Raw genomic sequence first — 24,028 nt, 5'->3', positions numbered from 1 at the left:
GCCAGAGGTTAAATCGCCCAGGAGAGCAGCAGGCAACCTACCAGACCACAGACCGAAATAATGGTCTCCAGTGCCGACCAGGAGCGAATGGTTTCGCCAATCGTCAGGTTGAAATACTCTTTGAACAGCCAGAAGCCAGGGTCATTAACGTGTGAGAAGATCACGCTGCCGGACCCCACAGCGATCACCATCAGTTCCGGGCTGGCACCACTTGTGACAATCAACGGTGCCACGATGCCACCAGCGGTAATCGCCGCTACCGTGGCAGACCCCAGGGCAATACGCAGCACGGCAGCAATCGACCAGGCCATAAAGATGGGTGAGAGCTGGGTAGAGTGCATCATGCTGGCGATATATTTATCCACGCCGCTGTCCACCAGCACCTGTTTGAAAGCACCGCCACCGCCAATGATCAGCAGCATCATGGCAATGATTTTAATCGAGTCGGTCAGGGTGTCCATCACCTGTTCCATCGTACGACCGCGATTCAGACCAAAGGTGAAGATTGCAATCAGCACCGCAATCAGCGTTGCCATTACCGGGTCACCAAAGAACTCCGCATAGGGCAGCAGTACGTGCCCTTTAGGCAACAGCATCTCCGCCACGGCACGCAGCGCCATCAGCACCACCGGAACCAGGGCCGTCCAGACGCTAACGCCAAAGCTGGGCATTTCCGCTTCGGTAAAGGTTTTCGGGTTGTAAAGCCCCTGCGGAATCGGTTTGTCGATATTCTTCAGGAAACGGGCATAAACCGGACCTGCCAGAATCACCGTAGGGATACCCAGCAGCGTACCGAACAGCAGCGTTTTACCCATGTCAGCATTGAAAAGCGTGGCAATAGCCGTCGGGCCGGGGTGTGGCGGAAGAAAACCGTGCGTCACTGAAAGAGCCGCCGCCATCGGTACCCCGACATAGAGAAGCGGTACACGCGCAGACGCCGCCACGCTGAACACCAGCGGCAGCATCAGGACAAAGCCAACTTCGTAGAACAGCGCGAAGCCGACGATAAAACCGGTCAGCACCAGCGCCCACTGAATATGCTTAGTGCCGAATTTTTCAATCAGAGTGGTGGCAATACGCTGCGCGCCGCCGCAATCGGCCAGCAACTTACCGAGCATGGCACCAAAGCCCATGATCAGCGCGAGGCTGCCAAGCGTGCCACCCACACCCGCTTTGATTGAGGTAATGACTTTATTAACCGGCATGCCCTGCATCACACCGACCGCCAGCGCCACCAGGATCAGCGCGATAAATCCATTAAGCTTAAAGCGAATCATCAGCAGCAGCAGTAACGCGACGCCGATCGCCACATAGAGTAATGGCATAGGTTTTCTCCACCTTGCACACTGAAGGGTATTCAGTGTCGGTTTATTATCATGATCCCCTGAGGGCTACAAAACAGTGCGCTGTAAGATGCTTACACATCCCGACAAACGCTGTTACCGATAACATGTTAAGGGTAACATCCGCAGGAAAGCACCACCCTGCCGACGGTGAATTTCTGTTTTGCGAAGATGATCAACTTTTTGCCAGCGTGTTATCAGAAAGTTTGCCCATGCTGGCGCCGCGCTTTTCGTTACACTCAGATTTTAGCGAAATGTAAAAAGGATGCGCTGGTGAGTGAGAACCTGAGTGAGCTGTACAGTAATCAACGAACCCTCTTTGGCCGCGGCAGTCTGGATAAACTGGTGCCGCTGCTGGCCGCCCGGCCACAACCTACCCTGCTGTTTTGCGGACAATCTTTCCTCCAGGGGGCGGCCTATGCCCGGATAAAAGCTGAACTCAACGATCACATCCTCGGCTACGAAATTGTCAGCCATGAAGCTTCGCCCGCTGAGATCGATGGCTGGGTTGCCCGCTGGCGTGGTCATGTTGATCGGGTATTAGCGATTGGCGGAGGCAGCGTGCTGGATGCGGCGAAAGCCTTTAGCGCCATGATCCAACACCCGCTGCCCACCGCTCGCTATCTGGAGAAGGTGGGTGATACCGCAGTTCAGCCCATCACGCTGCCGCTGATTGCGGTCCCGACGACTGCCGGGACCGGCAGCGAAGTCACGCAAAATGCGGTAGTAACCGACCAGCAGGATATTCAGATCAAAGCGTCACTGCGTCATCCGGCCTTTGTGCCGGAGGTAGCGATTCTTGACCCGGATTTGCTGAAAGGCGCGCCTGATCACGTGCTGGCGACCTGCGGCATCGATGCTTTTACCCACCTGTTTGAAGCGTATCTCTCCGGCAAAGGCAACTTGTTCACCCGCCAGCTGGCGCTGACCGGTCTGCGTCAGTTTGTTCAGGCGTGGCCTGCACTCAATCGCGAGGATGCGGCGGGTGATGCGGCACGTGAAGCAATGATGATGGCATCGTGGCTGGGGGGCGTCACTCTCAGCAGCGCGGGTCTGGGGGTGATCCACGGTATTGCCGGGGAAGTGGGCGCGATTAAACCGTACCATCACGGTGAAGTGTGCGGACGCCTGCTGTTTCCGTTCCTGGATCTGCTGTCTGACAGCCAGCAACCGCTGCAGCATACGCTGATGGCGGAACTGCACCCGCAGCTCTTCAGCGAATCCACAGATTCACCGGCACAGTTTCTGAAACAGTGGCTGCAGCAGCAGGCTATCACGCCATTCTGGCAGGATGGCCCGTCGCTGAGCCGCACTGAGGTGGAGTGGATTCTGGCGCGTGCCAACAGCAAAAATTCGCTGGTGAATTACAGCCGCGAACAGATGCGGACAATGATTGCGCAGGCCTGGCAAATCACGGCGTGATCCAGGGGCGCGCTGGCCTTTCGACCTGCCAGGCTGGCAGGTCATGCAGCAGCTCAGCGCTATTCTGGCGCCTTCAGTCTCAGCGGCTCAGGGCGGCAAAAGGCCCCTCGCCTGCCAGCATCTGCTCAATGATCTGCAACACGCCCTGCTCATTATTAGACGGCGCGGCATAACGTGCCGCCTGCTTCACCCGCTGCGGCGCATTGTCCATGGCAAAACTGAAGCCGGACTGTTTCAGCATCTCCAGATCGTTACCGCCATCGCCAAAGGCCAGCACCTGGTCATGCGTGATCCCCCAGCGTTTTGCCAGCAGATCCAGACCGTGCGCTTTGTGATTTCCCGGCACGATCAGATCCACCGATCCATGACCGCTTGACGTCGCGGCCACGCGTCCCTGGTGCAGTCGCTCAATATCCGCCATCAATGGCTCGATGTAGTCGTCAGAGAGATTCAGCGCGAACTTAAACAGCCGGTCATCCTGCACCTCATCCAGATGATGAATCGGCTTCAGCCGGTGACAGTAATGGCGCATCTTCTTCAGCCAGCTCTCTTTCATGCCGTCGAAGTAATACGCGCTGTTACGACCACACAGCAGGTAACGCAGGCCGGGATAGTTGCCGTTTTGCAGGGTGCCGATTACCGCTTCAACATCGCAGCGTTCAAAGGCACCGCAAAACAGCTCCTCATCACGGTCAATAATCCATGCACCATTTTCCGCCACAAACGCGATATCGCTGGCGATCGCCGGGAAAAAGGATTTGAGCTGGTAATACTGATTGCCGCTGGCCACCACAAATTTGATGTCGCGGGCGGTGAGTTGCTGATAGCAGGCGAGAAAGCGGGATCGGTTGTACTGCTTGTTATCGTCCAGAAACGTGCCATCCATATCTACCGCAACCATCTTAACCGTCGTCATCATGACTCCTTACACAGGAAATTTCAGCGTGGAGTCTCAGGATAGCCGCTGGCGCAGCAAAACGGAAAGAAACAGGGATGGCCGCAGCCATCCCCGGGGGATTAATTCAGAGCGCTGTTCAGCACCAGCGCGGTAATCACTCCGGTTGCAGCAGCAATCAGCACATAGTTGCCGTCGATGTTTGCCCAGTGATAACCACGCGGCGGTTCACGCAGACCGCGTTCATGCCAGTCGGCTACACGGTAACGGTCGCCGCGAAATTCCTGCGGGACAGGATGGCCGCGACGGAAATCGTGGCCCTGCCAGGCGAAATGGTCACGGTCATTGCGGGATTCTCTGCCACGATGGTTATTATCCTCATCATGCCGGTTATTGCCGCGGTCTCGTTTCTGGTCAGGACCGCGATTTTCAGAACGTTTATCACTGTTCTGATGCGGCACAGGCATGCGGTGTCCGTCATCATGATCGTCTGCCAGTGAAACCTGAGAGAAGAGCGTGCTGCAGGTTAAAAGTGAAGCGATAAGCGTGAGTGTTGTTTTTTTCATGATACTGCCTCCGGAAATAACGGCTGTTCAGGCACCGTTGCCCGGCATCATGGCAATAATGCTGGCGGGGGACATCTGTAAAAGTCTTAAAATCCGGTAACTTACACACTATTACGCTTGCTTAGCGCTTTCTTAACACGGGTCATATCCTTACAACTTTCCTGACGCAATTCAGATTTCAACCGCGCAGCCTGAGCATCGCGCCTCAGGCTGACCCGTTAAAACCTGTTCAACGTCAGGGTGCTGAAACGCACCCCGACGCTTTACCCGGTTATGGCGTGCTGAGGATCACTGGCGCATCCGGCAATCCCGTGAATTGTTTTACGATGTGGTGGAAATCGGCCGTCGGATCCAGATCGCGGAACAGTTCCGGATAGAGATCTTTTGCCAGAATTTCCATACCGATGATGTTGTATGGGTGATTATAGAAATGATGATAAACGCCATAGACCCGTTTCTGTTTCACCGGTTCGATCTGCTCCAGGCCGGTGCGACTCTGCAGGCGATTAAAAGTGGCGGTCACGTCGGTCTGACTGGCACCGTAACCAAACGGCAGCACGTTACTGTTCGGACGCTTCGAGCCGGTCATGATGTACACGTCCGGCTTCATGGCAATAATCTTCTCCAGCGACACAAAACCTGAGCTGCCGGGCAGCAGCGCTGAGCCAATATTTTTCCCGCCGACCGCTTCCACCAGCGCGCCCCAGCCGTTATGACCATGGGTAAAGCAGCAGTTATCGCTGTTACCGGCAATCGGTTCAATAAATACCGTCGGCTTGTGCGGCACCTGGGCAATCTTTTGCTGAATCATCTGCCAGCGCTGCTGATAAAAATCAGCGTAGGCTTTCGCTTCGGTTTCGCGATTCAGAACGGTACCCAACACTTTCACGCTCTTCAGGGTGTTCTCTTTAGGATGAAGCTCATCATCCAGAAACAGCACCGGAATATGCAGATTTTTCAGGGTCGCGAGCACGCCCGACTGCGCCAGTGCCGGTTTAGCGCGCAGCTGCGCAATCATCAGATCGGGTTGCTTCGCCAGCACGCTCTCCAGATTGACCTGCCCCTGATCGTTAAAGCCCATATCCACAATCGATGCCGCCTGCGGCCAGCGCTGCTTCAGCAGGTCCCAGGTCTGGGTATCCTGCTTTTTCGGCAGGTTATTCCAGGCGACCACCCGTCGAAACGGGTTCTGTCGATCCAGTAAGGCCAGCGCCATCACGTCGCGTCCATCCTGCAAAATCATATGCTGCGGCTCCTTTTGCAGCGTAATTTTCTGACCATCCATGTCGGTCACCGTGACCGGATAGGTGGTCGCCGCGCAGGCGGTTGACAGTAACAGCGTGGTGGCAGCAACAATCCCGATTTTCATTTTTCTCCTGTCCTTTAAAGGAATAATAATTATTCGCGTTAACTCTACCATGTGAAAAAGTAACAAATGTAAATATTGCTGACGAGATGCGTCTGACGGAGAGGGTTTGCTGTGTGGCGGCAGGCTAAAACAGGAAGGCGATACAGGGAGAAAATGACGGGTAGCGGGCCGAACAGCAGACGCCTCTCAATACCGCTGAGAAGCGCCTGTTGAGTGATCGGTTACTTCACCAGCGAATAGAAAATCGCGGAGATAGCAATCAAACCTGTCAGCACCACAAACAGGTTACTGATTTTACCACTGTACCTGCGCATTGCCGGGACTTTCTGAATCGCATACATCGGCATCAGGAACAGGATCATCGCAATCACCGGCCCGCCCAGCGTCTCAATCATGCCGAGAATATTCGGGTCCAGTGTTGCCACCAGCCAGGTGGTGAGCAACATAAAGAGTGACGTCAGGCGATTCAGTCTGGCGGGCGCGATGGTTTTACCGCGACTGCGCAGCGCCTTATTGACCATACCGTTAAACCCTTCACGCGCTCCCAGATAGTGGCCGAGGAACGATTTGGTGATCGCCACAATGGCAATCAGCGGCCCGAGCCAGGCAATCATCGGCACCTGAAAATGGTTCGCCAGATAGGAGAGAATGGTAATGTTTTGCGCCTTGGCGGCGTGCAGATCATCAGGCGACAGGCTCAGCACGCAGCTGAATACAAAGAACATCACCGTTACCACCATCATCAGGTGTGAGCAGGCCAGAATGCGCGAGCATTTTTTCTCAGCCGCGTCGCCATACTCTTCGCGCTTTGCCAGTGCAAAGGAGGAGATGATCGGTGAGTGGTTAAACGAAAAGACCATAACCGGTATCGCCAGCCACAGCGTCATCCACAGGCTGCTGCCCGCAGGCTGAACGTTCAGGGTAGAGAGTGCAGCGCCATGCCAGTGCGGGATAAGATAGCAGGCCATCAGCATCAGCACCGCCACAAAGGGATAGACCAGCACGCTCATCGCTTTAACGATCATCTTCTCGCCGAAGCGCACAATGGTCATCAGGCCGACAATCAGCAGCAGCGACAGCAGCACACGTGGCGGCGGCACCAGACCGAGTTGGTTCACCATCAGGCTCTCAACCGTGTTTGTAATCGCTACGCTGTACATCAGCAGAATCGGGTAGATGGCGAAGAAATAGAGCAGTGTAATCAGCTTGCCCGCGCCGACGCCGAAATGCTCTTCGACCACTTCGGTAATATCACCCGCCGGATTTTTGCCGGAAAGGACAAAGCGTGTCAGGGCGCGGTGCGCGAAGAAGGTCAGCGGAAAGGCCAGCACCGCCATAATGATCAGTGGGATCAGCCCGCCGACACCGGCATTGATGGGCAGGAACAGCACACCGGCTCCAATTGCGGTGCCGTATAAACCCAGCATCCACATCGTGTCGGTTTTACGCCATCCCGTATCGACGTCACTCTCAAGCGCGCCCAGCGTGCCAGTTTGCGTGGTTTTCATCAGATAGTCCGTGTTAAAAGCCGCCAGTAACCTGAGCCGTCAGGCAGATAAACGTATGCCCCGCTCAGCCTCAGCTGCAGACGGATCGGTGAAGCGTAAAAGTGATCCACCCGCGCATAGGTAATCGATTGCGTGCGCCACTTTTTACACTACCTGACGATAAAAGTTCAAGCCGCGAAGATAAACACGCATGGATTGCTGAAAAAACCGTCAGGTTGTGCAAGGTGACTGCGCGGCGATCATGCCATTTTTGCGCCCGTTTTACTGCCCCTGAAAAGGTGATCCCTGTAACGATTAAGCGTAACGGACTACGCTTTAACTGACGCTGTCGCGATTATGCCGACAGGTACACAGGAGAAAAGAATGAAAATTGCCTGTCTGGGATGGGGATCGTTAATCTGGAAACCTGGCGCACTGCCGGTGGCCAGTCAGTGGCATCATGATGGACCTGCCGTACCAATTGAGTTTGTGCGCATCGCTGACGGCGGGGAACTATCAACGGCGATCTGTCTCAACGCCCGCCCGGTGCCGGTGTTCTGGGCCTGGCTGAACACCGCTTCTCTGGAGAGCGCCTGCCGCGCGTTGCGCATTCGGGAAGGGATACCGGACAGCCGCGTCGATGGCGTCGGCATGATGACGGTGACAGAAAGCTCAGCCGGACCGCTGGCAACGTGGGCGCAGGCCAAAGGCATTGAAGGTCTGATCTGGACCGATCTGCCTGCCCGCATGGCGCGTGTCGAAGGCCTGACCCCCACACTGGATGACGCGCGACATTACCTGCAGAATCTTACCGGCGAAACACGTGAGCACGCGTTTCACTACATTGAACAGGTTCCGGCGCAAATCGATACCGCTTACCGGCGCGCACTGGCTGATCTTACCGGCTGGCAACCGGATGCGTTGCCCGTCAACACCGCCACAGCTCAGATGCCGTCCCCCAGCCCGCCGGTCTGAAAGCGCCCCGCCTTCAGCACCGCTCTGCTTACTCTTCAAAGGATTACTACACTTCAGGCAGGTTTCGATTTCAGATTTCCTGAGTCTTCCTCGCAGGTAGCCATACCTTCTGGTCTGGCTGCCCTTTCCTCGTCAGTAGGAGATCAACAGATGAAAGCATTAACGTATCATGGCCCCCATAAAGTCAGCGTGGATAATGTGCCCGACCCGGGTCTGGAAGCGGCCGATGACATTATCCTGCGCGTGACCGCCACCGCCATTTGCGGTTCAGACCTGCACTTATACCGCGGCAAAATTCCCGGCACCGGGCATGGCGATATTTTTGGTCATGAGTTTATGGGCGAAGTGGTTGAGGCGGGCAGCGCAGTGACTGCCGTCGCCAAAGGCGATCGGGTAGTCATTCCGTTTGTGATCGCCTGTGGCGACTGCTTTTTCTGCCTGATGAGCCAGTATGCCGCCTGTGAAAATACCAACAGCGGACGGGGCGCTATTCTGAACCGCAAGAACATCACGCCGCCCGCGGCGCTGTTTGGTTTCAGCAAGCTCTATGGCGGTGTGCCCGGCGGACAGGCGGAGTATGTCAGGGTGCCGAAAGCCAATACCGGCCCGTTTAAAGTGCCGTCGGTACTGTCAGATGAGAAAGTGCTGTTCCTGTCGGACATTCTGCCCACCGCGTGGCAGGCGGTCAAAAATGCCGAAGTTAAACCCGGCTCCAGCCTGGCGATTTTCGGTGCCGGACCGGTTGGCCTGCTCAGTGCCGCCTGCGCCCGGCAGCAGGGCGCCGAGCAGATCTACATGATTGACCACAACAACTACCGCTTAAACTTTGCCCGCGATCGCTACGGCGTCATCCCGATTAACTTCGATGAGATCGATGACCCGGCTGGCTGGATTATCGAGCACAGCACCGGCAATCGCGGTGTGGATGCCGTGATCGATGCCGTCGGGTTCGAGGCGAAAGGGAGCCTGACTGAAACCGTGCTCACCAATCTCAAGCTGGAAGGCAGCAGTGGTAAAGCGTTGCGTCAGTGTATTGCTGCGGTGCGGCGTGGCGGTATCGTCAGCGTACCAGGCGTCTACGCCGGATTCATTCATGGCTTCCTGTTTGGTGATGCCTTCGACAAAGGGCTGACCTTTAAAATGGGACAGACGCATGTGCATGCTTATCTGCCGGATCTGCTGAAGCTGATTGAGCAGGGGCATCTGACGCCGGAAGAGATTGTAACCCATCATCTGCCGCTGGAAGATGCCGCACGCGGCTACGATATTTTTGCCAAACGCGAAGAGGAGTGCCGCAAGGTGATTCTGGTGCCAGGCATGGCAGCGACACAGGCCACAATATAATTTCACAACGGGTCTGTAACGCTTAACCCCTGGCTCCCCGGCTGTTTTACGCCGGGGCTCTCGTCTCAGAACGGCTTGCGTTGCAGGCTGCTTCGCCACTCCCGCCTCTCCAGCAGATGTTCATCCGGCGAGTCCGCCGTATCCACCTGACTCCCCTGTTCCAGCAGTCGCGCACTGCGTGAATGAGGATGACTTTCGCTGATCACCTGTTGTGAAAATGCACCAAATGACAACAGTAAAAACAGTAATGCACTGGCCGCCCTCATTTTCATACGCACACCTCTTTAGTAACGGTGTCGCTATGCTGCCCGAAGGGTTTTCATTTTCTGTCAGTAACAGGCAAAGTTATGTGTTAAGCGGGAACAAGCTGCGACGGGTTTAACCGCGGTTCAGGATAGCCAGTCAGCCCGGCATCATAAGTTTTCCGGAATACCGTCCGTATTCTTTGAGGAGAATGTTGTTGAACATCAATCAGTTTGATCAGCCGGTCGGTGAGGCCCTGCCCGACTGGCAACCGGTCACAAGGCCCCCCTGTATGCCACTCACGGGTCAGTACTGCCTTCTCCTGCCGCTGAGCATCGATCATGCAGAACCGCTATTGCAGGCATTTATGCTGGCACCGGATGATCGCGACTGGACCTGGCTGAGCGCGGAGCGGCCCGCCTCCCTGCCGCAGATGCAGCAATGGATTGCAGATAAAGTGGCGGATAAGGCCCTGGTGCCCTTCACGGTCTGCTCGCCAAATCAGCAGCCCTGTGGGGTGGTCTGCTTCGCCAGCATTGAGCCGGGACATGGCACGCTTGAAATCGGTCACGTCACCTGGTCGCCGCTGATGCAGCGCAGTGTCATCGGCAGCGAGGCGATTTATCTGCTGCTGCAACAGGCTTTCTCGCGCGGCTATCGGCGGGTAGCATGGCGCTGTGATTCGACCAATATCGCATCACGACGCGCAGCAGAACGGCTGGGGTTCCGCTTTGAGGGCCGTTTTCGTCAGGTGATGACGCGTAAACAGCGTAATCGCGATACCGACTGGCTATCAATTATTGACCGTGAATGGCCGGATGTTCAGCGCGCCCTGAGTGCCTGGCTGAGTGCGGATAATTTCGCTGCCGGGGGACAGCAAAAGCGCCCGCTCAGCGCCTGCTTCGCCGACGTTAACCCGGCGGATGCAAACGCGACAAGTTCTGAGCGCGGAGCGGATACGGGCGATTAATGCAGCCGACGCACGGTCAGTGCTGCAGACCAGCGCTGTCGCTGACAGCGCGGGCAGACTGCCTGCTGCTCAGCCTTAATGATCTGCGTCTGGCCGCAATGGGTGCAGGCATAGAGCGCGCTGATCGGTACAGTGCTGTAATCCTGCCGGTGCTCTGGGGGCAGTACGCTTAACCCGGCGCGCATCTCATCGTCATCGTAGAAATAGAGGCTGAGCTGACCATCGACCTCCACCAGCGCCAGCCTGATCTGCCCCAGATGTTCCACACCGCTCTGCCGCAACTCCATAAAGAACTCATCTTCAGAAATATTCAGCCGATCCAGGCTCTCCAGCACATACAATCCGTCTTTAATCAGGGTAATGACGTCGCCCTGAATCAGCCGCGAAAAGCGTGGGCTGTGTGACGTCAGCCAGGTGGTGAAGCGGTAGAGCGTCAGCAGGACCACAAACACCATAATGACCGGTAGCACCGGCACATCATCATAAAAAGTGACGTCACCGGACGCGGAACCCAGCGTCAGGATCACCACCAGTTCGAACAGCGACAGCTGACGCACGCCGCGTCGTCCTGAGACTTTCAGAAACGTAAAAACCACCAGATAAGCGATCAGGACCCGCGCCACCACCTCAAACAAAAAGGTGGCCGGTTGGTCGTTAAGTAAGAAACGGTGCCAGTCGAATGAGAACATAGTCGGTTAAACATCCTGTTTTAAGCGGCGCGCCGCTTAACCAGCCGCCCGTTAATAGCCCGCAGATTCAGGCCAGCAATAAGTAAATCTTGTCGCCAGTCCGTTAAAAGGCAAGCGAAGCAGTAACGCTAAAACAGGTAAGTCTGTCTGCTCTGCATGTTGAGGAAAAGGTTAACAAAGCTGAAAATAGTGTTGACTCTCTTCACGCCTCGCTTATCAATCCGACAGCATAAACAAAAGTTAAAAATTCCTGTTTCTGAATGGATGACTTTTGCCGCTGCGCTTTTTTCTTTTCACTTCAATAAGTTGCGAATAACCCCTCCCTGCCTATACTTTCCAGTAAGGCTTCCGCAAAATTCGTTAACATTCAGAGAAGCCACTCTTTTTCCTGCCGATAGCGCCGCACTTTTAGTTCTGCTATCTCACGCATCCAAACCGTCACAGGCTCTGTTGCCTGCAATTTAGCGTCTGTGACTTATGGCAAGGATCGCCAGTCTGCTTTGCATACCTGTAACGCCCTGACCCGTTTCGCGACGGCTCGTCAGCGGGAAGCGTGTTGCTTTTTTTTCGGGAGATGCCATGACGCCCTTTTCCAGTTTCTGGCAGGCCGGCTACGAAGGAGCTGATCATATTAATCCGGCTGGTGTTGCGCTGTCGATGAACGATCTGAACCAGCATCAGGCGCGCGCGGCAGAGGATTATGCCGCGCTGGGGCCCTTTGCCATTCGCACGGTGCGCGAAAGCGTCGGCTGGCGGCTATGTGAACGCGACGGCCGCTATGATTTCTCCACGGTCGCTGCACGGATTCAGGCAGCAGAGCAGCAGGGTATTCAGCTGAGCTGGACAATCTGCCACTACGGCTGGCCCGCGGGTGTCAGCCTGTTTGATCACGACTTTGTCCCCCGTTTCGCTGCCTTCTGTGGCGCACTGGCCCGCTTCCTGGCGCCCTGGTATCAGCAGGCACCGATCTACTCCCCGATGAATGAGATCTCCTTTGTCAGCTGGGGCATCTCGGTCGGGCTGTTCGCCTGTGAGGCGATCCCGGAGCCGGCCCGGGCCGATGCCGCCAAGCAGCAACTGGTGCGCGCTACCCTGGCTGGCTGTGATGCGATCTGGCAGGCCGATCCGCGCGCCCGTGTGCTGCACTGCGATCCGCTGATCCATATCGCGCCCGATCCCGCCGATTCCGACAGCGACCGTCTGGCGCGTAAGATGTGTGACACCCAGTATCAGGCGTGGGACATGCTCAGTGGTCGCCGCAATCCGGAGTTGGGCGGCGCACCCCGCTATCTCGATCTGATTGGCGTGAATTACTACCACGACAACCAGTGGGAACAGGGTTCCAACCGGCGGCTTTACTGGCATCTGGGCGACCGCCGACGCCAGCCGCTGCATCAGCTGCTGCTGCAGGTCTGGCAGCGCTATCAGCGGCCGCTGCTGCTCGCAGAAACCAGCCACGTCGGCAGCGGCCGCGGCGCCTGGATCCGTGAGATCGCCACACAGGTTGCACAGGCGCAGCTGGCGGGCGCGGACCTGCTCGGCATCTGCCTCTATCCGATTCTTGATCGTCCCTTGTGGGAAGAGACCACCTTCTGGACCCGCAGCGGCCTGTGGGATCTTGACCTACTCGGCACCGATCCTTACGCCCGCCAGTTACAGCAGCCCTATGCTGACGCCTTGCGCCAGGCGCAGCGCTTTTTGCAGCACATCCAGTCCCCATTACATCCCAGCCAGGAGCACACCATGAAACCACCTGTTCTTATCGTTTTCAGCCATTTACGCTGGGGCTTTGTTTTTCAGCGTCCGCAGCAGCTATTGACACGCCTGGCGCAGCACTATCGCGTGCTGTTTGTCGAGGAGCCGGTCTGGCAGGCGGGGCCACCAGGTCTGCATCAGAGTTCGCCTGCCGCCAACATTACGGTGATCCAGCCGCACACCGACAGCGACGCGCCCGGCTTTCACGACAGCCAGATCGCCCCGCTGCTGTTGCTGCTGACGCCGCTGCTGGAGGAGGACGAACAACCGCTGATCTGGTTCTATACGCCAATGGCACTGCCGCTGCTGACGCCGTTTGATCCGGCACTGGTGATTTACGACTGTATGGATGAGCTTTCGGCCTTTCAGAATGCGCCGCGCCAGCTGCAGCAGCGTGAATCGGCGCTGATGACCCGCGCCGATCTGGTCTTTACCGGCGGCTCCAGCCTCTATGAAGCGAAGCGTGATAAACACGCTCAGGTTTACTGCTTCCCCAGCAGCGTTGATGCCATTCATTTTGAACAGGCGCGCGATCGCACGAATCGTCATCCGTTACAGGATGCCATTCCGTCGCAGCGTCTGGGTTATTACGGCGTGCTGGATGAGCGTATCGACCTGCCGCTGATAGCCGTGCTGGCAGACAGCCATCCCGAATGGCAGATCATTATGGTCGGACCGGTGGTGAAAATTGATCCTGCCAGCCTGCCGCAGCGCGACAATATTCACTGGCTCGGTCAGCAGCCCTATCAGGCTCTGCCGCAGTTTCTGGCGGGCTGGGATGTCTGTCTGATGCCATTTGCCATTAATGCTTCGACCCGCTACATCTCCCCGACCAAGGTGCTGGAGTATATGGCGGCGCAGCTGCCGATTGTCAGTACTGCCATTGTCGATGTGGCGCGCCACTACGCTGAGGAAGTGGCGGTAGCAGAGACGCACGCGGAATTTATTGCCGCCTGTGAACAGGCAATGGCGATCGGTGCCGCAGAACGGCTGGCGCTGGCGGGACGGATGCAGGCCAAAGTGGATGTTACTTCCTGGGATCGCACCGCAGAGCAGATACATGGCCTGATCCAGCAGGCGCTGACGCAGCGTCAGCCCGCACTGAAGTCTGCCAGTCAGGCCCGCGCGCAGGCTGATGTCATGCCACTCACACCAGCGATGCTGGAGAGCGATGCGGTGCCCTGCCTGATTATTGGCGCCGGACCGACGGGTCTGAGCGCCGGGTATCACTATGGCGAAGGCGCGGTGCTGCTGGAGAAAAATAGCACGCCCGGCGGCTGGTGCCGATCGATTGACGATCAGGGGTTCACCTTCGACTATGCCGGTCACATCATGTTCTCGCAGGATCCCTACGTGTTGCAGCTCTATGAGCTGCTGCTGGGCGACAATCTGCACTGGCAGGCGCGCGAAGCCTGGGTTTACAGCGACGGTGTTTATACCCGTTATCCCTTCCAGTCAGCGCTGCACGGCTTGCCGGTCGGGGTGGTAAAAGAGTGCGTGCTGGGCGCTATCGAAGCGCGTTACGGCGAAACCGCGGCGGCTGCCGTGCCACTGGATCGGGCGCGGGCGCGGCGGGATTGCTGTGCAGATGGCGCGATCCCCGATGAGGGTAGCAGTCTCGCTGCCGTGGAGGGCAAAGAGGATTTCCAGCATTTCATTATGCGCACCTGGGGTAAAGGCATCGCGCGTCACTTCGCCCTGCCCTATAACCAGAAACTGTGGAAAGTGCCGCTGACCGACATGGAAACGTCGTGGCTGGGCGGACGCGTGCCGCTGCCCGATCTGTCACAGATCATTGATGGTGCGCTGCAACCGCTGGCGAAACCGGTCGGCCCAAATGCCCGTTTCGGCTATCCGCTGCGCGGTGGCTTCCAGGCACTGATGTCGGGCTTTTTACCGCACCTGAAATGTACGCTGGAAACGGACACCACCCTGACCCGCATTTACCCGCAGGCGCATGTCGCCCTGCTGGCGGATGGTCGCCACTACCGGTATGAACAGTTGATCAGCACCATGCCGCTGCCGGAGCTGATTAAGCTGATGGGTGATGAAGTGCCGGAGAGCGTCCGGCTGGCGGCGCATCAGCTGCAGTTTGTGTCGGTGCGCTGTGTGAATCTGGGCATTGGCCGGGCTGACCTGACTGAAAAACACTGGATTTACTATCCTGGCGATACGCTGTTTCATCGCATTTTTGTGCAGGGTAATGCCAGTCCGCACTGCAATCCGCCGGGCGGCTTCGGCTTAACCTGTGAAATCACTTACAACGCGGCTAATCCGCTGCCGCTTCAGGGCGATGCGCTGATTGAGCGCTGCCGTCAGGATTGCATCCGGGTCGGCATGATCACCGCGGACGATCCGCTGCTCTGCGCATCTGAGGTTGATATGCCTTACGCCTACGTGGTCTATGACCATGCGCGCAGCGATAACGTGGCGCTGATCCGTCAGTGGCTGCTGACCCAGGATATCCATCTGTCGGGTCGTTACAGCGAGTGGGAATATTACAACTCGGATCACGCCTTCCTGGCCGGTAAACGCGCGGCCGAAAATGTCCAGTTGCAACATGTCAGCGCAGGGACGCTTGGCTGATCTGACGCCGACCGTTATGAAAGACGCTGGCTGCACTTTGCGGCTTTCAGCGACTGCAACGCAGTGACCCGCTTTTCCACTTTCCGGGTGGCATTGTATTTTGCAATGCCATTGCCCAGTCCGAAATCCCCGACAAAGCCCAGCACGGTCAGAGCATTAAACTGGCCGGTCTGCTCAATATCACTCTGCACGCTGTACGCTTTACTCAGCTCCTGATCCAGGACGTTGCAGTTCAGCGTCGCTGTCTCTTGCGGCGTCACCGCAGCCGCTTGTGGATAGTGTTTGGTTGCGCAGCCGGTTAACACCAGCACCAGTAGTCCCATTAAGACTTTCTGTTTACACATTTTTCATTGCCTGTTTTTTGCCCGATTAACAGGGTTATCGGCAACATACACAGAGATCATGAGTCTCTGAGCTACCAATAATGGTCGAAACCGCTACGCTAATGTAGGATTCAGCGCGCTGCAGTCAGAGGCAGCCCGCTACCGACCGGAAGTCACGCAGCGAACGCACATTGCCCGTTCATCACTTCTGCCAGACCTTTCAGAGAGTTAGCCAGCATGATGCTGCCATCAGCAGTATTTAACGAGCAAAGCCTGAGCGTTAATTTGTGACAAGGCAGCCGCGCAAGCGAAGCCGGACACAGCAAATTTGCGCGTCGGGTTTATCAGAGTTTGTTCCAGATGAGGTTTCTCCATGCGTTTTAAAGGATTGAACATCGGGTTTTTCATTTTAATTCTGGCTATCGCCACCGTCGCGTTTTTCGAGGTGCTTTCGCCCTATTTCTCGCCAATTTTATGGGCGGCGATTCTGGCGGTGATTTTCCATCCGCTGAAAACCTGGTTGCGCAACCGACTGGGTGACCGCAACGGCGTGGCCGCCTTAATTACCCTGTTCTGCATCTGCCTGATTGTTTTCACGCCACTGGCGATTATTGCCTCCTCGCTGGTGGTTGAAACCAACGCGGTCTATCACAAGCTGCAGACCAATTCGTCGCAGTTCCCGGCCGTGTTCGCCGATCTGCTGCAGCATCTGCCGCGCTGGGCAAGGCATTTCCTGGCTGAAAATAATCTGGATAACGCCGCACAGATTCAGCAGAAGCTCTCCTCGTTTGCGCTTAAGGGCGGTCAGTATGTGGCGGGCAGTGCCTTTATCATCGGTAAAGGGACGTTCAGCTTCACCGTCGGCTTTGGCATCATGCTCTATCTGCTGTTCTTCCTGCTGAAAGATGGCTCCTATCTGGTGCATCTGATTCTGGAAGCGCTGCCGCTTTCTACCTACGTGAAGCATCACCTGATGGTAAAGTTTGCTGCCGTGGCGCGCGCGACGGTGAAAGGCACTGTGGTGGTCGGTATCGTGCAGGGTATTCTCGGCGGGCTGGCGTTCTGGTTTACCGGCATCGATGGCAGCCTGCTGTGGGGCGCGCTGATGGCGTTCCTCTCCCTGATTCCGGCGGTCGGTTCCGCTATCATCTGGGTGCCTGCGGCAATCTTCTTCTTCGCCACCGGCGCACTGTGGAAAGGGCTGTTCCTGGTTGGTTTCTTCGTGGTGATTGTCGGTCTGGTGGATAACATCCTTCGTCCGTTGCTGGTCGGTAAAGACACTAAAATGCCTGACTATATGATCCTGATCGCCACGCTGGGCGGCATGGAAATATACGGCATTAATGGTTTCGTGATCGGTCCGGTCATTGCTGCTCTGTTTATCGCCTGCTGGAATCTGCTCTCCGGCCGCGACAACCGCGAAAATATTGAAGTCATTGACGAAGAAGTGATCGAAGAAGGCAAGAAACAGTCAGAGACAGCGGCAGAAGCCGCAGCGGAAGCCGCTTCTGCTGCAGCCGATGCGGCCGCTGAAGCGGAAATGAAAGTGTCAGCGTTAGCCGCGGCGGAAAGAGAAGCCGCAAAAAGAAAGGCAGCGGACAACAAAGCGTAACCTGGATCAGCCATAAAAAAACCCACCTTCCGGTGGGTTCTTTTTTAACCTGAAAACCAGCGTCTTAGTTGGTCGCTTTGTTTTTCAGATCTTCAGCACCCTGCTTGGTTTTATCCCAGCCTTTTTCAGTGCCTTCTTTGGTTTTGTGCCAGCCTTGCTGAGCACCTTCGGTGATCTTGCTACCGGTAGTGTGGCTTTTGCCTTCAGCGGCATGCTCAGACTTCAGCTTCAGCTCTTTGCCTTCGTTCTGGGTCTGATGCAGTTTTTCTTTCGCAGTATCAGCGCCTTTATGCGCTTCCGCAACGGTGTTATCTGTGGTGGTAGCAGCAAATACTGGCGAGGCCAGCAAAATAGCAGACAGTGCAATAATTGATTTCTTCATAATTCCCTCTGTATTCATCGTTGCCGTGTAGGTTTTAATCCTGGCATAGTCTTTCCAGGAAAGATTTAAGAATAAACCAGGAATGAAAAAGGGCCAGTTTTCACCAGAAAAAGCCGCTGACTGTAGCTTTTTTATCCATTACCAAAGCGCCAGCTGCGGATCGTCGTCCGGTTTCGGCTTATTCCGGCTCACGCGGGCGGGCGGTGCTGGCTGCTGCATCTGATGGGTGATCCACGCCAGTAATACCGTCACGACATAATCCTGCTGCTCAGCGCTCAGCGGCTGATGCTGCCCGATGTTGTGCCACTTGTTCAGACAGCCACGACAGCAGGTCGCGGTGGCGTGCTGGGCGATAAACACCGGATGGCCGCGCATCGGCGTCTGTTTGCCATCATTTTCCGGCTGAGCAGGCGCCAGCCGCTGTGCAACAAACTCTGCGGCGTGCTGTCGCAAAACCGGCTCGCCTTTGCTGCTCGCATAATCGTACTCAGCGCGTCCCAGTCGAAAGCGCTGACGAAACGGCGAACGTGCCAGTCGGGTAAACAGATCGTCAGACACGTTCATACTGATTGCCAGTTACTCATATTTACGCCCCGCCAGATAGCTGACGCCCTGTGGTCCGAACGCTTCGCGATGCAGTTCATTCGGCTGCAGGTGAAACGTCTCGCCGGGATGATAGGTCGTGTCGCCCTGCTCGGTACTGATGGTGATGTCACCACTGAGAATCAGGGCCAGCGCTTCAAAAGGATGGACGTGATTATCAAGCTGGGCTGATGCGGCACGCTCAATCAGCAGTGGCTCATCAAAACCCTGTTCGGCTAACAATTTTCTGAATTCGTGTTCGGTCATTGCAACTCCTCAATATGGAACTGACCCTAAGCAGTGTAGACGATCTTTATCGCCGCTTATGGCACGGAGCGGGTACGTAAAGTCGCGCAAACAGGGTTGTTCACGGGTCAGGCCAATGCTGTACTTGCCGTCTCGTTCCCCATTTTGACATCAGGATGACGTAAAAGTATGTCTAACCCTCAGAGAACGGCTCTGCTGCTGATTAATCAGCGCTCACGAAAAGGGCGCATTGAGGCCAGTCGGGCGCAGACGCTGCTGGTTCAGGCTGGTTTCACCCTGCTACAACCGGACGAGGATGAGACCCGCACCTACAGCCAGCTCATCGCGGCGTATGCCGGTCGCGTCGATGCCGTGATCGTCGGCGGTGGCGACGGTACGCTTAACGCGGCCGCGCCGGGACTGATGCAGACTGGCCTGCCACTGGGCATTTTACCGCTGGGCACCGCCAACGATTTTGCCCGTACGCTGGGCATTCCCGCCAGCCTTGAACAGGCGGTGAAAATTATCGCAGACGGGCAGTGGCGCGCCGTAGATCTGGGGGAAGTGAATCAGCACCTGTTTCTCAACGTCTGCAGCATCGGCTTTTCGGCAGAGCTGGCGCGTAACCTTACGGCGGAATCGAAAAAACGCTGGGGTGTGGGCGGGTATGCCCTGGCAGCGTTGCGGCTGCTGCGGCAGAGCCGTCCGTTCAGCGCCACGCTGGTGCATCAGGGTCAGCGGATACCGATCAAAACGGTTCAGGTATCGGTAGGCAACGGGCGCTTCTACGGGGGTGGCATGACGGTGGAACAGTGCGCAGCACCCGACGATGGGCTACTGGATGTCTACAGCCTGGAGTTGCAGCACAGCTGGCAATTGATTGCGCTGCTGCCCTTTCTGCGGCGCGGCACGCATGGCCGCTGGCGCGATGTGCGGGCGTTCAGCACCACGGAACTGACCATTGAAACGCGCCGTCCTCATTACATCAATGCAGACGGCGAGATTATCGGCCAGACACCGGCACATTTCCGTCTAATCGCCCGTGCGCTACAGGTTTATGCCCCAGGCGACAGCGCGATATACCAGCCCGCCAGCAGGCGTTGTAACCAGCGTGAGTAATAAGAAACTAGTGTCCGATGCCGTTTTTTTCAGCGTAGTCGATATGCTCAGAAAGACTGGTGGCCAGCTTCTTCGCCATTTCAAGGGTCAGCCCCAGAAATAACGTCTCCTGCGGGCCCTGTTCTCGCGGGGCGTCGGGGTCGATATAACCGAATTTCAGTACCAGTGCCCGATGTGATTTCAGGGGACCAATATGCCAGCCGGTAACCGGATAGAAGGTAAAACTCGTAAATTCATTCACTTTGATCCTGACTGTGAAAGCATAACGCTGATTGGGAGTCAGGCCAGCTCTGATGATAAAACATGAATAGAGTGCTGAGTCTGAACCAAATTCACAGGATTACAAGGGAAGCGGCAGAACAAGCGCAGCGTCAACCGGTTAGCATCGTTGCGGCGTCTGGAGCCTTGCCTGACAGGCAAATGTCGGTAAATGACGCCCGCGCTTCTGTTACCGGAGGCACTGGTCTGACGTAATCCATTCAACTCAGACGCTGTAATCAATCCCCGGCGCTTCTGTCTTCGGAATAACAGAACGTTGAACGTTTTAATGTCATCGCAGCCTGTTTCATCCGTTCAAATCGCGCCAGGATTGTGACGCTTCCAGCACGTCGTCAGAATTAATGATCGTCGTCTTTGCGCGCATCAGGTACACACACGGGCAGCTGCATTAAGCATGCGAGATGACGCCGTATCAGGATTAGATGAGGCGCCCCGGCATCCGCCCCTGCCAGACGACAATCACAGCCAGCCAGAGCGTCGCAGTTTAGCCCACAACCCGCCACAGGCCAGCAGCGTCAGCCCAACCGCCAGCGGATAGCCATACAGCGACTTCAGCTCTGGCATATGTTCGAAGTTCATGCCATACATGCTGAACACCACGGTCGGAATCACCAGGATCGCGCCCCAGCCCGCCAGCTTTTTGACCACCTCATTCTGCTGCACCGTCACCAGCGCCAGGTTGACCTGCATGGCGCTGGTCAGCATCTCCCGCATATCTTCCGCGTCGGTCACCACATGACGGGCGTGATCCTGCACGTCGCGGATATAGGCGCGCAGCGGACGCGGGATCAGATCTTCATGCAGGTGGATAAGCTGGTTACAGATCTCTTCCACCGGCAGCGCTGCATTGCGTAGTGACAGCAGATGACGCCGCATGGTGTAGACCGACTGGACCGACTTACGGTCAAATTCGCTGGTGAAGAGTTCGTTCTCCATCTGCCCGACCCGCTCATTCAGCGAGGTGGAGAGCGCGGCATAACGATCGACAATGAAATCAAGCAGGCAGTAGAGCGGCCACGCTGGGCCAAACTTCAGCAGCGCCGGATTTTCACACGCCCGCTGCCGCACCGGGGTATAGCTTTCAGATGCGCCGTGACGGATGCTGATCAGGAATTTTTTTCCGACAAAGAAATGGGTTTCGCCCAGTTCGCAGCTGTCATCCTTCGCACATACCGTCTTGACCACGATAAAGAGTGAGTCACCATAATGTTCAATTTTAGGGCGCTGGTGGGCATTAAGCGCATCTTCAACGGCCAGTTCGTGCAGGCCGAACTCCTCTTTAATTTTCGCCATAAATTCAGCATCTGGCTGCCACAGCCCGAGCCAGATAAACGCTTCCGGTTCTTTGATCACTTCACTGATATCTTCGACGTCGACCTCTTCGCCCGCACTTCCCGGACGATACACCCTGCTGCTTACGATCATCTTCTGCATTCCCGTTATGACAGTACATGCAGCTTAGCTAAAGCCGGGCCTGTAACCGGATAAAAACAGTAAGGATTTGCTGCGACGCTGCGCGATCAGCGGGTTACCACTTCAGGCCTAGTCCGGTGGAGAAAATGCCTTCGTTCAGGGTATCGGGAATGCCGCTGACCAGATTGCGATGATAGCCAAGGTGCAGGGTTGACCAGGACGTCAGGCTGTAGCGCAGCCCGACTTCGGCATCCAGCATAAATACGCCGTCATCATCCAGCGAATGGCCGACATCGCCATTGCTGTAAAGCGTGACCGACTTACCCAGCAGATAGCGCTGATAGTTCCAGCGCAGCGAGCCGCCAAAGTGCCGTTCTTCGCGATCGTCGCTGTAGCCATACTCAAAGGCACCACCAAGCAGCGAGAGTGAGAAGGAACTGAGTTCAGTGTCCCATAGCTGATAACCGGGGCCGGTGCCGAGCAGCGCCTGGCGTGAAAGGTTTTCCACCCAGTCGCGCTTGTAGGTCGCGCGGGTCTGCCAGAAGAACTGCTCACTGACCAGATAGTCGAAGGCGTAGCGCAGGCTGTAATTGTCTGTGTTGACACTCGCGTTTTCCTGCTCACGGTTATAGGTCGCACCGATGTCGTGACGCCAATTCCCCTTGTTCAGTTTGGTGTTGAGCGAAAAGCTGTAGTCGTCAGTTTTCGTCGAGGCTTTTTTGACCTTAACACCGGCATCGATATTGCCGGTCCAGGCAAGCTGATCGCTGCGCACTTTGGCTTTCATAAACTCATCGATGCGCCTGACGGAGACCTGCTGCTCCTGCTCATTGCGTTCCACCCAGACATAGCCGGGATCGGACGAAGAGAGCCGCACCTGATAATGTTCGCCGGTCTTTTTATTTTCGACATTGACCGGATTGTCGCTGGCAAGCGTACTGACCGCATTCCACGCCAGGGTGACGGTGCCTGCGTAGTGTGTCTCTATCGCCAGCTTGCCGTCGCTGAGGTAGCGGATCGTGCCAGTCAGTCGATCGCCATTATTCAGCCAGACGGTATCGGCTGCGGCCTGCTCTGCCCATCCGGTACAGCAGAAGATGACCAGCAGCCGGGTCAGTAAGGTGGCGCAACGCATAGCTTTCCCTGTAAAGGCGTCGTTCGGTATGGACGACGCGTCACCGCAAATTCGGACCTGACAATTAAGCGGATTCCGCGATGATATGCAATGCGGTCAGGAAAGGTCGTGCAGAGCTTTGCCGGATGGCGGACCCAGCGTGAAGTCGCTGAAACGGATCGCCAGCCCCTCGCGTTCAGGCGAACAGCCCATCACGCCGACAAAACGCCGCGCCTGACCCGGCCATGGGCAGAGTCGCAACAGCGGCCAGGTCAGGCCGTCGGTGGAGTACTGGATTCGTAATGCCGCCTTTTCCAGCGTGGCGCGCAGCCAGAACTGACGCGCATCACCGGGAAATACACCGGTAGACCAGTCGGAAAACTCACGCGTGACTACGCTGCCAATGGCAGGCTGATCATCGTTAAACTCAATGCCCGCCTTAACCCAGTGCGTTTCGCTATCCTGAATAAACAGACCAGCCTGATCGTAGAGCTGACTGAAATCCGCCCTCACCTGCACCTGAACGGTAAAGTCGTTTTCCACCCAGAAGCCAAAAGCGTGGCCGCTGTGACGTTCGAAGCCGTACCAGGTACGCTGCCAGAAATCGCTGTTCAGCGCGGTTTCAAACCTCAGCGTATCGCCATCCAGACTGTGTACCGGCGGCTGATTAATCCAGACGCTACCTTCAGCGGTAATGGAACTGACTGCTGTCATAGGCACTCCTTTGGGTAAGTTAAACCGCCCGCGTTCTGGCCGATCTGCGGCGTGGCGATTGACCTGATTATCATAGCGTTGATTGGTGAACGGGCGGCAGACGATTTCGGCAAATCTGATGATGCCGATGTGGCAGGCAGTGAGGTCAGCAGACCCGTGGCTGCAGACACGCCGGTTCCGTTAGCGGTTTCGCTTATATACCTTTTATTCTTCTGCCGGAAATTAATAACAGCGACCAGGTCCAGCTCACTCAACTATTTCATTTTGTTAATAGCCTGGCGCAAATCGCATTTAACAACCAGACTTGTTTTGTCTGAGGGCAACTGAACTCATTAAATATAAGGATTAAGCCACCATGGTAGATAAATCAGAAATTTTAGATCACGCGCAGGTTGTTGATGTGAATGGCGAACATGTCGGGATTGTCGACCACTTCGAAGGCGACGACAAAATTAAGCTGGCGAAAAGCGATCCTGAAGCGGGCGGCAAACACCACATTATTCCATTCAGCTGGGTGAAAGAGGTTGATGATAATAAAGTCATCCTTTCTAAAGCCAAAGCGGATGTTGAAAGTGAGTGGCAGTCTGCATAAAACATTAG

Annotated in this window: 23 protein-coding genes; 8 read left to right on the top strand and 15 right to left on the bottom strand. The window is 56.1% G+C overall.

Annotated features, from left to right (window positions below):
• Positions 1-8: 8 nt before the first annotated feature.
• Positions 9-1,325, bottom strand: coding sequence for a gluconate transporter (gene gntT, locus N1689_RS01205; protein ID WP_013357083.1), 1,317 nt, complete (start codon positions 1,323-1,325; stop codon positions 9-11).
• A gap of 291 nt (positions 1,326-1,616) precedes the next feature.
• Between gntT and N1689_RS01200 the strand changes: the two genes are divergently transcribed.
• On the top strand, positions 1,617-2,765 hold the full coding sequence (locus N1689_RS01200) for an iron-containing alcohol dehydrogenase (protein WP_260057663.1): 1,149 nt from the start codon (positions 1,617-1,619) through the stop codon (positions 2,763-2,765).
• 79 nt (positions 2,766-2,844) lie between these two features.
• On the opposite strand, the gene N1689_RS01195 is transcribed toward N1689_RS01200, so the two are convergent.
• The 4 genes from N1689_RS01195 to N1689_RS01180 all read right to left on the bottom strand — a co-directional run bounded on the left by N1689_RS01195 (position 2,845) and on the right by N1689_RS01180 (position 7,103).
• Positions 2,845-3,681 (bottom strand): Cof-type HAD-IIB family hydrolase, encoded by an 837-nt coding sequence (locus tag N1689_RS01195; protein ID WP_260057689.1) that lies wholly within the window; start codon positions 3,679-3,681, stop codon positions 2,845-2,847.
• Positions 3,682-3,782: 101 nt separating this feature from the next.
• Positions 3,783-4,226 (bottom strand): RcnB family protein, encoded by a 444-nt coding sequence (locus tag N1689_RS01190; RefSeq protein WP_161732061.1) that lies wholly within the window; start codon positions 4,224-4,226, stop codon positions 3,783-3,785.
• A 271-nt stretch (positions 4,227-4,497) separates the two neighbouring features.
• Positions 4,498-5,595 (bottom strand): ABC transporter substrate-binding protein, encoded by a 1,098-nt coding sequence (locus N1689_RS01185; RefSeq protein WP_260057661.1) that lies wholly within the window; start codon positions 5,593-5,595, stop codon positions 4,498-4,500.
• A gap of 221 nt (positions 5,596-5,816) precedes the next feature.
• A complete protein-coding gene (locus N1689_RS01180) occupies positions 5,817-7,103 on the bottom strand; it encodes an HAAAP family serine/threonine permease (protein WP_161732057.1) in 1,287 nt (428 codons plus the stop codon).
• A gap of 363 nt (positions 7,104-7,466) precedes the next feature.
• Here N1689_RS01180 and N1689_RS01175 point away from each other — a divergent pair, with 363 nt between their 5' ends.
• Entirely contained in the window at positions 7,467-8,057 is a 591-nt protein-coding gene (locus tag N1689_RS01175) for a hypothetical protein (RefSeq protein ID WP_161732055.1), read from the top strand.
• Between the two features lie 150 nt (positions 8,058-8,207).
• Positions 8,208-9,401 carry a zinc-dependent alcohol dehydrogenase gene (locus N1689_RS01170; protein WP_161732053.1) on the top strand — a complete coding sequence of 398 codons (1,194 nt, stop codon included), beginning with the start codon at positions 8,208-8,210 and terminating at the stop codon, positions 9,399-9,401.
• Between the two features lie 65 nt (positions 9,402-9,466).
• On the opposite strand, the gene N1689_RS01165 is transcribed toward N1689_RS01170, so the two are convergent.
• A complete protein-coding gene (locus N1689_RS01165) occupies positions 9,467-9,673 on the bottom strand; it encodes a hypothetical protein (RefSeq protein WP_253421270.1) in 207 nt (68 codons plus the stop codon).
• A gap of 188 nt (positions 9,674-9,861) precedes the next feature.
• Between N1689_RS01165 and N1689_RS01160 the strand changes: the two genes are divergently transcribed.
• Complete coding sequence (locus N1689_RS01160; protein ID WP_260057659.1) at positions 9,862-10,614, top strand: GNAT family N-acetyltransferase; 753 nt, start codon at positions 9,862-9,864, stop codon at positions 10,612-10,614.
• Here N1689_RS01160 and N1689_RS01155 read toward each other — a convergent pair.
• Positions 10,611-11,303, bottom strand: a complete 693-nt coding sequence (locus N1689_RS01155; RefSeq protein ID WP_260057658.1) for a DUF421 domain-containing protein — start codon at positions 11,301-11,303, stop codon at positions 10,611-10,613. The genes N1689_RS01160 and N1689_RS01155 overlap by 4 nt on opposite strands.
• A 579-nt stretch (positions 11,304-11,882) precedes the next feature.
• Here N1689_RS01155 and N1689_RS01150 point away from each other — a divergent pair.
• Complete coding sequence (locus tag N1689_RS01150) at positions 11,883-15,644, top strand: NAD(P)-binding protein (RefSeq protein ID WP_260057657.1); 3,762 nt, start codon at positions 11,883-11,885, stop codon at positions 15,642-15,644.
• 14 nt (positions 15,645-15,658) lie between these two features.
• On the opposite strand, the gene N1689_RS01145 is transcribed toward N1689_RS01150, so the two are convergent.
• On the bottom strand, positions 15,659-15,988 hold the full coding sequence (locus tag N1689_RS01145) for a hypothetical protein (protein ID WP_222924375.1): 330 nt from the start codon (positions 15,986-15,988) through the stop codon (positions 15,659-15,661).
• Positions 15,989-16,340: 352 nt separating this feature from the next.
• Here N1689_RS01145 and N1689_RS01140 point away from each other — a divergent pair, with 352 nt between their 5' ends.
• On the top strand, positions 16,341-17,579 hold the full coding sequence (locus tag N1689_RS01140) for an AI-2E family transporter (RefSeq protein WP_260057656.1): 1,239 nt from the start codon (positions 16,341-16,343) through the stop codon (positions 17,577-17,579).
• Positions 17,580-17,643: 64 nt separating this feature from the next.
• On the opposite strand, the gene N1689_RS01135 is transcribed toward N1689_RS01140, so the two are convergent.
• The 3 genes from N1689_RS01135 to N1689_RS01125 all read right to left on the bottom strand — a co-directional run bounded on the left by N1689_RS01135 (position 17,644) and on the right by N1689_RS01125 (position 18,810).
• Positions 17,644-17,961, bottom strand: a complete 318-nt coding sequence (locus tag N1689_RS01135) for a hypothetical protein (protein WP_161732039.1) — start codon at positions 17,959-17,961, stop codon at positions 17,644-17,646.
• Positions 17,962-18,099: 138 nt separating this feature from the next.
• A complete protein-coding gene (locus N1689_RS01130) occupies positions 18,100-18,525 on the bottom strand; it encodes a DUF4186 domain-containing protein (protein ID WP_161732037.1) in 426 nt (141 codons plus the stop codon).
• A gap of 12 nt (positions 18,526-18,537) precedes the next feature.
• Positions 18,538-18,810, bottom strand: coding sequence for a cupin domain-containing protein (locus N1689_RS01125; RefSeq protein WP_161732035.1), 273 nt, complete (start codon positions 18,808-18,810; stop codon positions 18,538-18,540).
• A 168-nt stretch (positions 18,811-18,978) separates the two neighbouring features.
• On the opposite strand from N1689_RS01125, the gene N1689_RS01120 reads away from it, so the two are divergent.
• Complete coding sequence (locus tag N1689_RS01120; protein ID WP_161732033.1) at positions 18,979-19,908, top strand: lipid kinase; 930 nt, start codon at positions 18,979-18,981, stop codon at positions 19,906-19,908.
• 7 nt (positions 19,909-19,915) lie between these two features.
• Here N1689_RS01120 and N1689_RS01115 read toward each other — a convergent pair whose 3' ends face one another.
• The 4 genes from N1689_RS01115 to N1689_RS01100 all read right to left on the bottom strand — a co-directional run bounded on the left by N1689_RS01115 (position 19,916) and on the right by N1689_RS01100 (position 23,428).
• Entirely contained in the window at positions 19,916-20,149 is a 234-nt protein-coding gene (locus N1689_RS01115) for a hypothetical protein (RefSeq protein WP_222924380.1), read from the bottom strand.
• A gap of 497 nt (positions 20,150-20,646) precedes the next feature.
• Positions 20,647-21,612, bottom strand: coding sequence for a magnesium and cobalt transport protein CorA (locus N1689_RS01110; protein WP_253421256.1), 966 nt, complete (start codon positions 21,610-21,612; stop codon positions 20,647-20,649).
• A 103-nt stretch (positions 21,613-21,715) separates the two neighbouring features.
• Positions 21,716-22,735, bottom strand: coding sequence for a DUF481 domain-containing protein (locus tag N1689_RS01105; RefSeq protein WP_260057655.1), 1,020 nt, complete (start codon positions 22,733-22,735; stop codon positions 21,716-21,718).
• A 96-nt stretch (positions 22,736-22,831) separates the two neighbouring features.
• Complete coding sequence (locus N1689_RS01100) at positions 22,832-23,428, bottom strand: DUF1349 domain-containing protein (RefSeq protein WP_260057654.1); 597 nt, start codon at positions 23,426-23,428, stop codon at positions 22,832-22,834.
• Positions 23,429-23,783: 355 nt separating this feature from the next.
• Between N1689_RS01100 and N1689_RS01095 the strand changes: the two genes are divergently transcribed.
• Positions 23,784-24,020 (top strand): DUF2171 domain-containing protein, encoded by a 237-nt coding sequence (locus tag N1689_RS01095; protein ID WP_003854080.1) that lies wholly within the window; start codon positions 23,784-23,786, stop codon positions 24,018-24,020.
• Positions 24,021-24,028: the final 8 nt, after the last annotated feature.

This window comes from Pantoea sp. XY16, assembly GCF_025153065.1.
Classification (GTDB): Bacteria; Pseudomonadota; Gammaproteobacteria; order Enterobacterales; family Enterobacteriaceae; genus Pantoea; species Pantoea alfalfae.
The sequence above is the reverse complement of the archived record's forward strand: the minus strand, read 5'-3'. Positions and strand labels throughout refer to the sequence as shown.

Coding starts and splice junctions, on each gene's coding strand:
- N1689_RS01155 (WP_260057658.1), bottom strand. CDS start 11,303: ATGTTCTCATTCGACTGGCACCGTTTCTTACTTAACGACCAACCGGCC.
- N1689_RS01100 (WP_260057654.1), bottom strand. CDS start 23,428: ATGACAGCAGTCAGTTCCATTACCGCTGAAGGTAGCGTCTGGATTAAT.
- N1689_RS01185 (WP_260057661.1), bottom strand. CDS start 5,595: ATGAAAATCGGGATTGTTGCTGCCACCACGCTGTTACTGTCAACCGCC.
- N1689_RS01150 (WP_260057657.1), top strand. CDS start 11,883: ATGACGCCCTTTTCCAGTTTCTGGCAGGCCGGCTACGAAGGAGCTGAT.
- N1689_RS01135 (WP_161732039.1), bottom strand. CDS start 17,961: ATGAAGAAATCAATTATTGCACTGTCTGCTATTTTGCTGGCCTCGCCA.
- N1689_RS01145 (WP_222924375.1), bottom strand. CDS start 15,988: ATGTGTAAACAGAAAGTCTTAATGGGACTACTGGTGCTGGTGTTAACC.
- gntT (WP_013357083.1), bottom strand. CDS start 1,325: ATGCCATTACTCTATGTGGCGATCGGCGTCGCGTTACTGCTGCTGCTG.
- N1689_RS01175 (WP_161732055.1), top strand. CDS start 7,467: ATGAAAATTGCCTGTCTGGGATGGGGATCGTTAATCTGGAAACCTGGC.
- N1689_RS01105 (WP_260057655.1), bottom strand. CDS start 22,735: ATGCGTTGCGCCACCTTACTGACCCGGCTGCTGGTCATCTTCTGCTGT.
- N1689_RS01180 (WP_161732057.1), bottom strand. CDS start 7,103: ATGAAAACCACGCAAACTGGCACGCTGGGCGCGCTTGAGAGTGACGTC.
- N1689_RS01165 (WP_253421270.1), bottom strand. CDS start 9,673: ATGAAAATGAGGGCGGCCAGTGCATTACTGTTTTTACTGTTGTCATTT.
- N1689_RS01170 (WP_161732053.1), top strand. CDS start 8,208: ATGAAAGCATTAACGTATCATGGCCCCCATAAAGTCAGCGTGGATAAT.
- N1689_RS01130 (WP_161732037.1), bottom strand. CDS start 18,525: ATGAACGTGTCTGACGATCTGTTTACCCGACTGGCACGTTCGCCGTTT.
- N1689_RS01125 (WP_161732035.1), bottom strand. CDS start 18,810: ATGACCGAACACGAATTCAGAAAATTGTTAGCCGAACAGGGTTTTGAT.
- N1689_RS01095 (WP_003854080.1), top strand. CDS start 23,784: ATGGTAGATAAATCAGAAATTTTAGATCACGCGCAGGTTGTTGATGTG.
- N1689_RS01190 (WP_161732061.1), bottom strand. CDS start 4,226: ATGAAAAAAACAACACTCACGCTTATCGCTTCACTTTTAACCTGCAGC.
- N1689_RS01195 (WP_260057689.1), bottom strand. CDS start 3,681: ATGACGACGGTTAAGATGGTTGCGGTAGATATGGATGGCACGTTTCTG.
- N1689_RS01140 (WP_260057656.1), top strand. CDS start 16,341: ATGCGTTTTAAAGGATTGAACATCGGGTTTTTCATTTTAATTCTGGCT.
- N1689_RS01120 (WP_161732033.1), top strand. CDS start 18,979: ATGTCTAACCCTCAGAGAACGGCTCTGCTGCTGATTAATCAGCGCTCA.
- N1689_RS01110 (WP_253421256.1), bottom strand. CDS start 21,612: ATGATCGTAAGCAGCAGGGTGTATCGTCCGGGAAGTGCGGGCGAAGAG.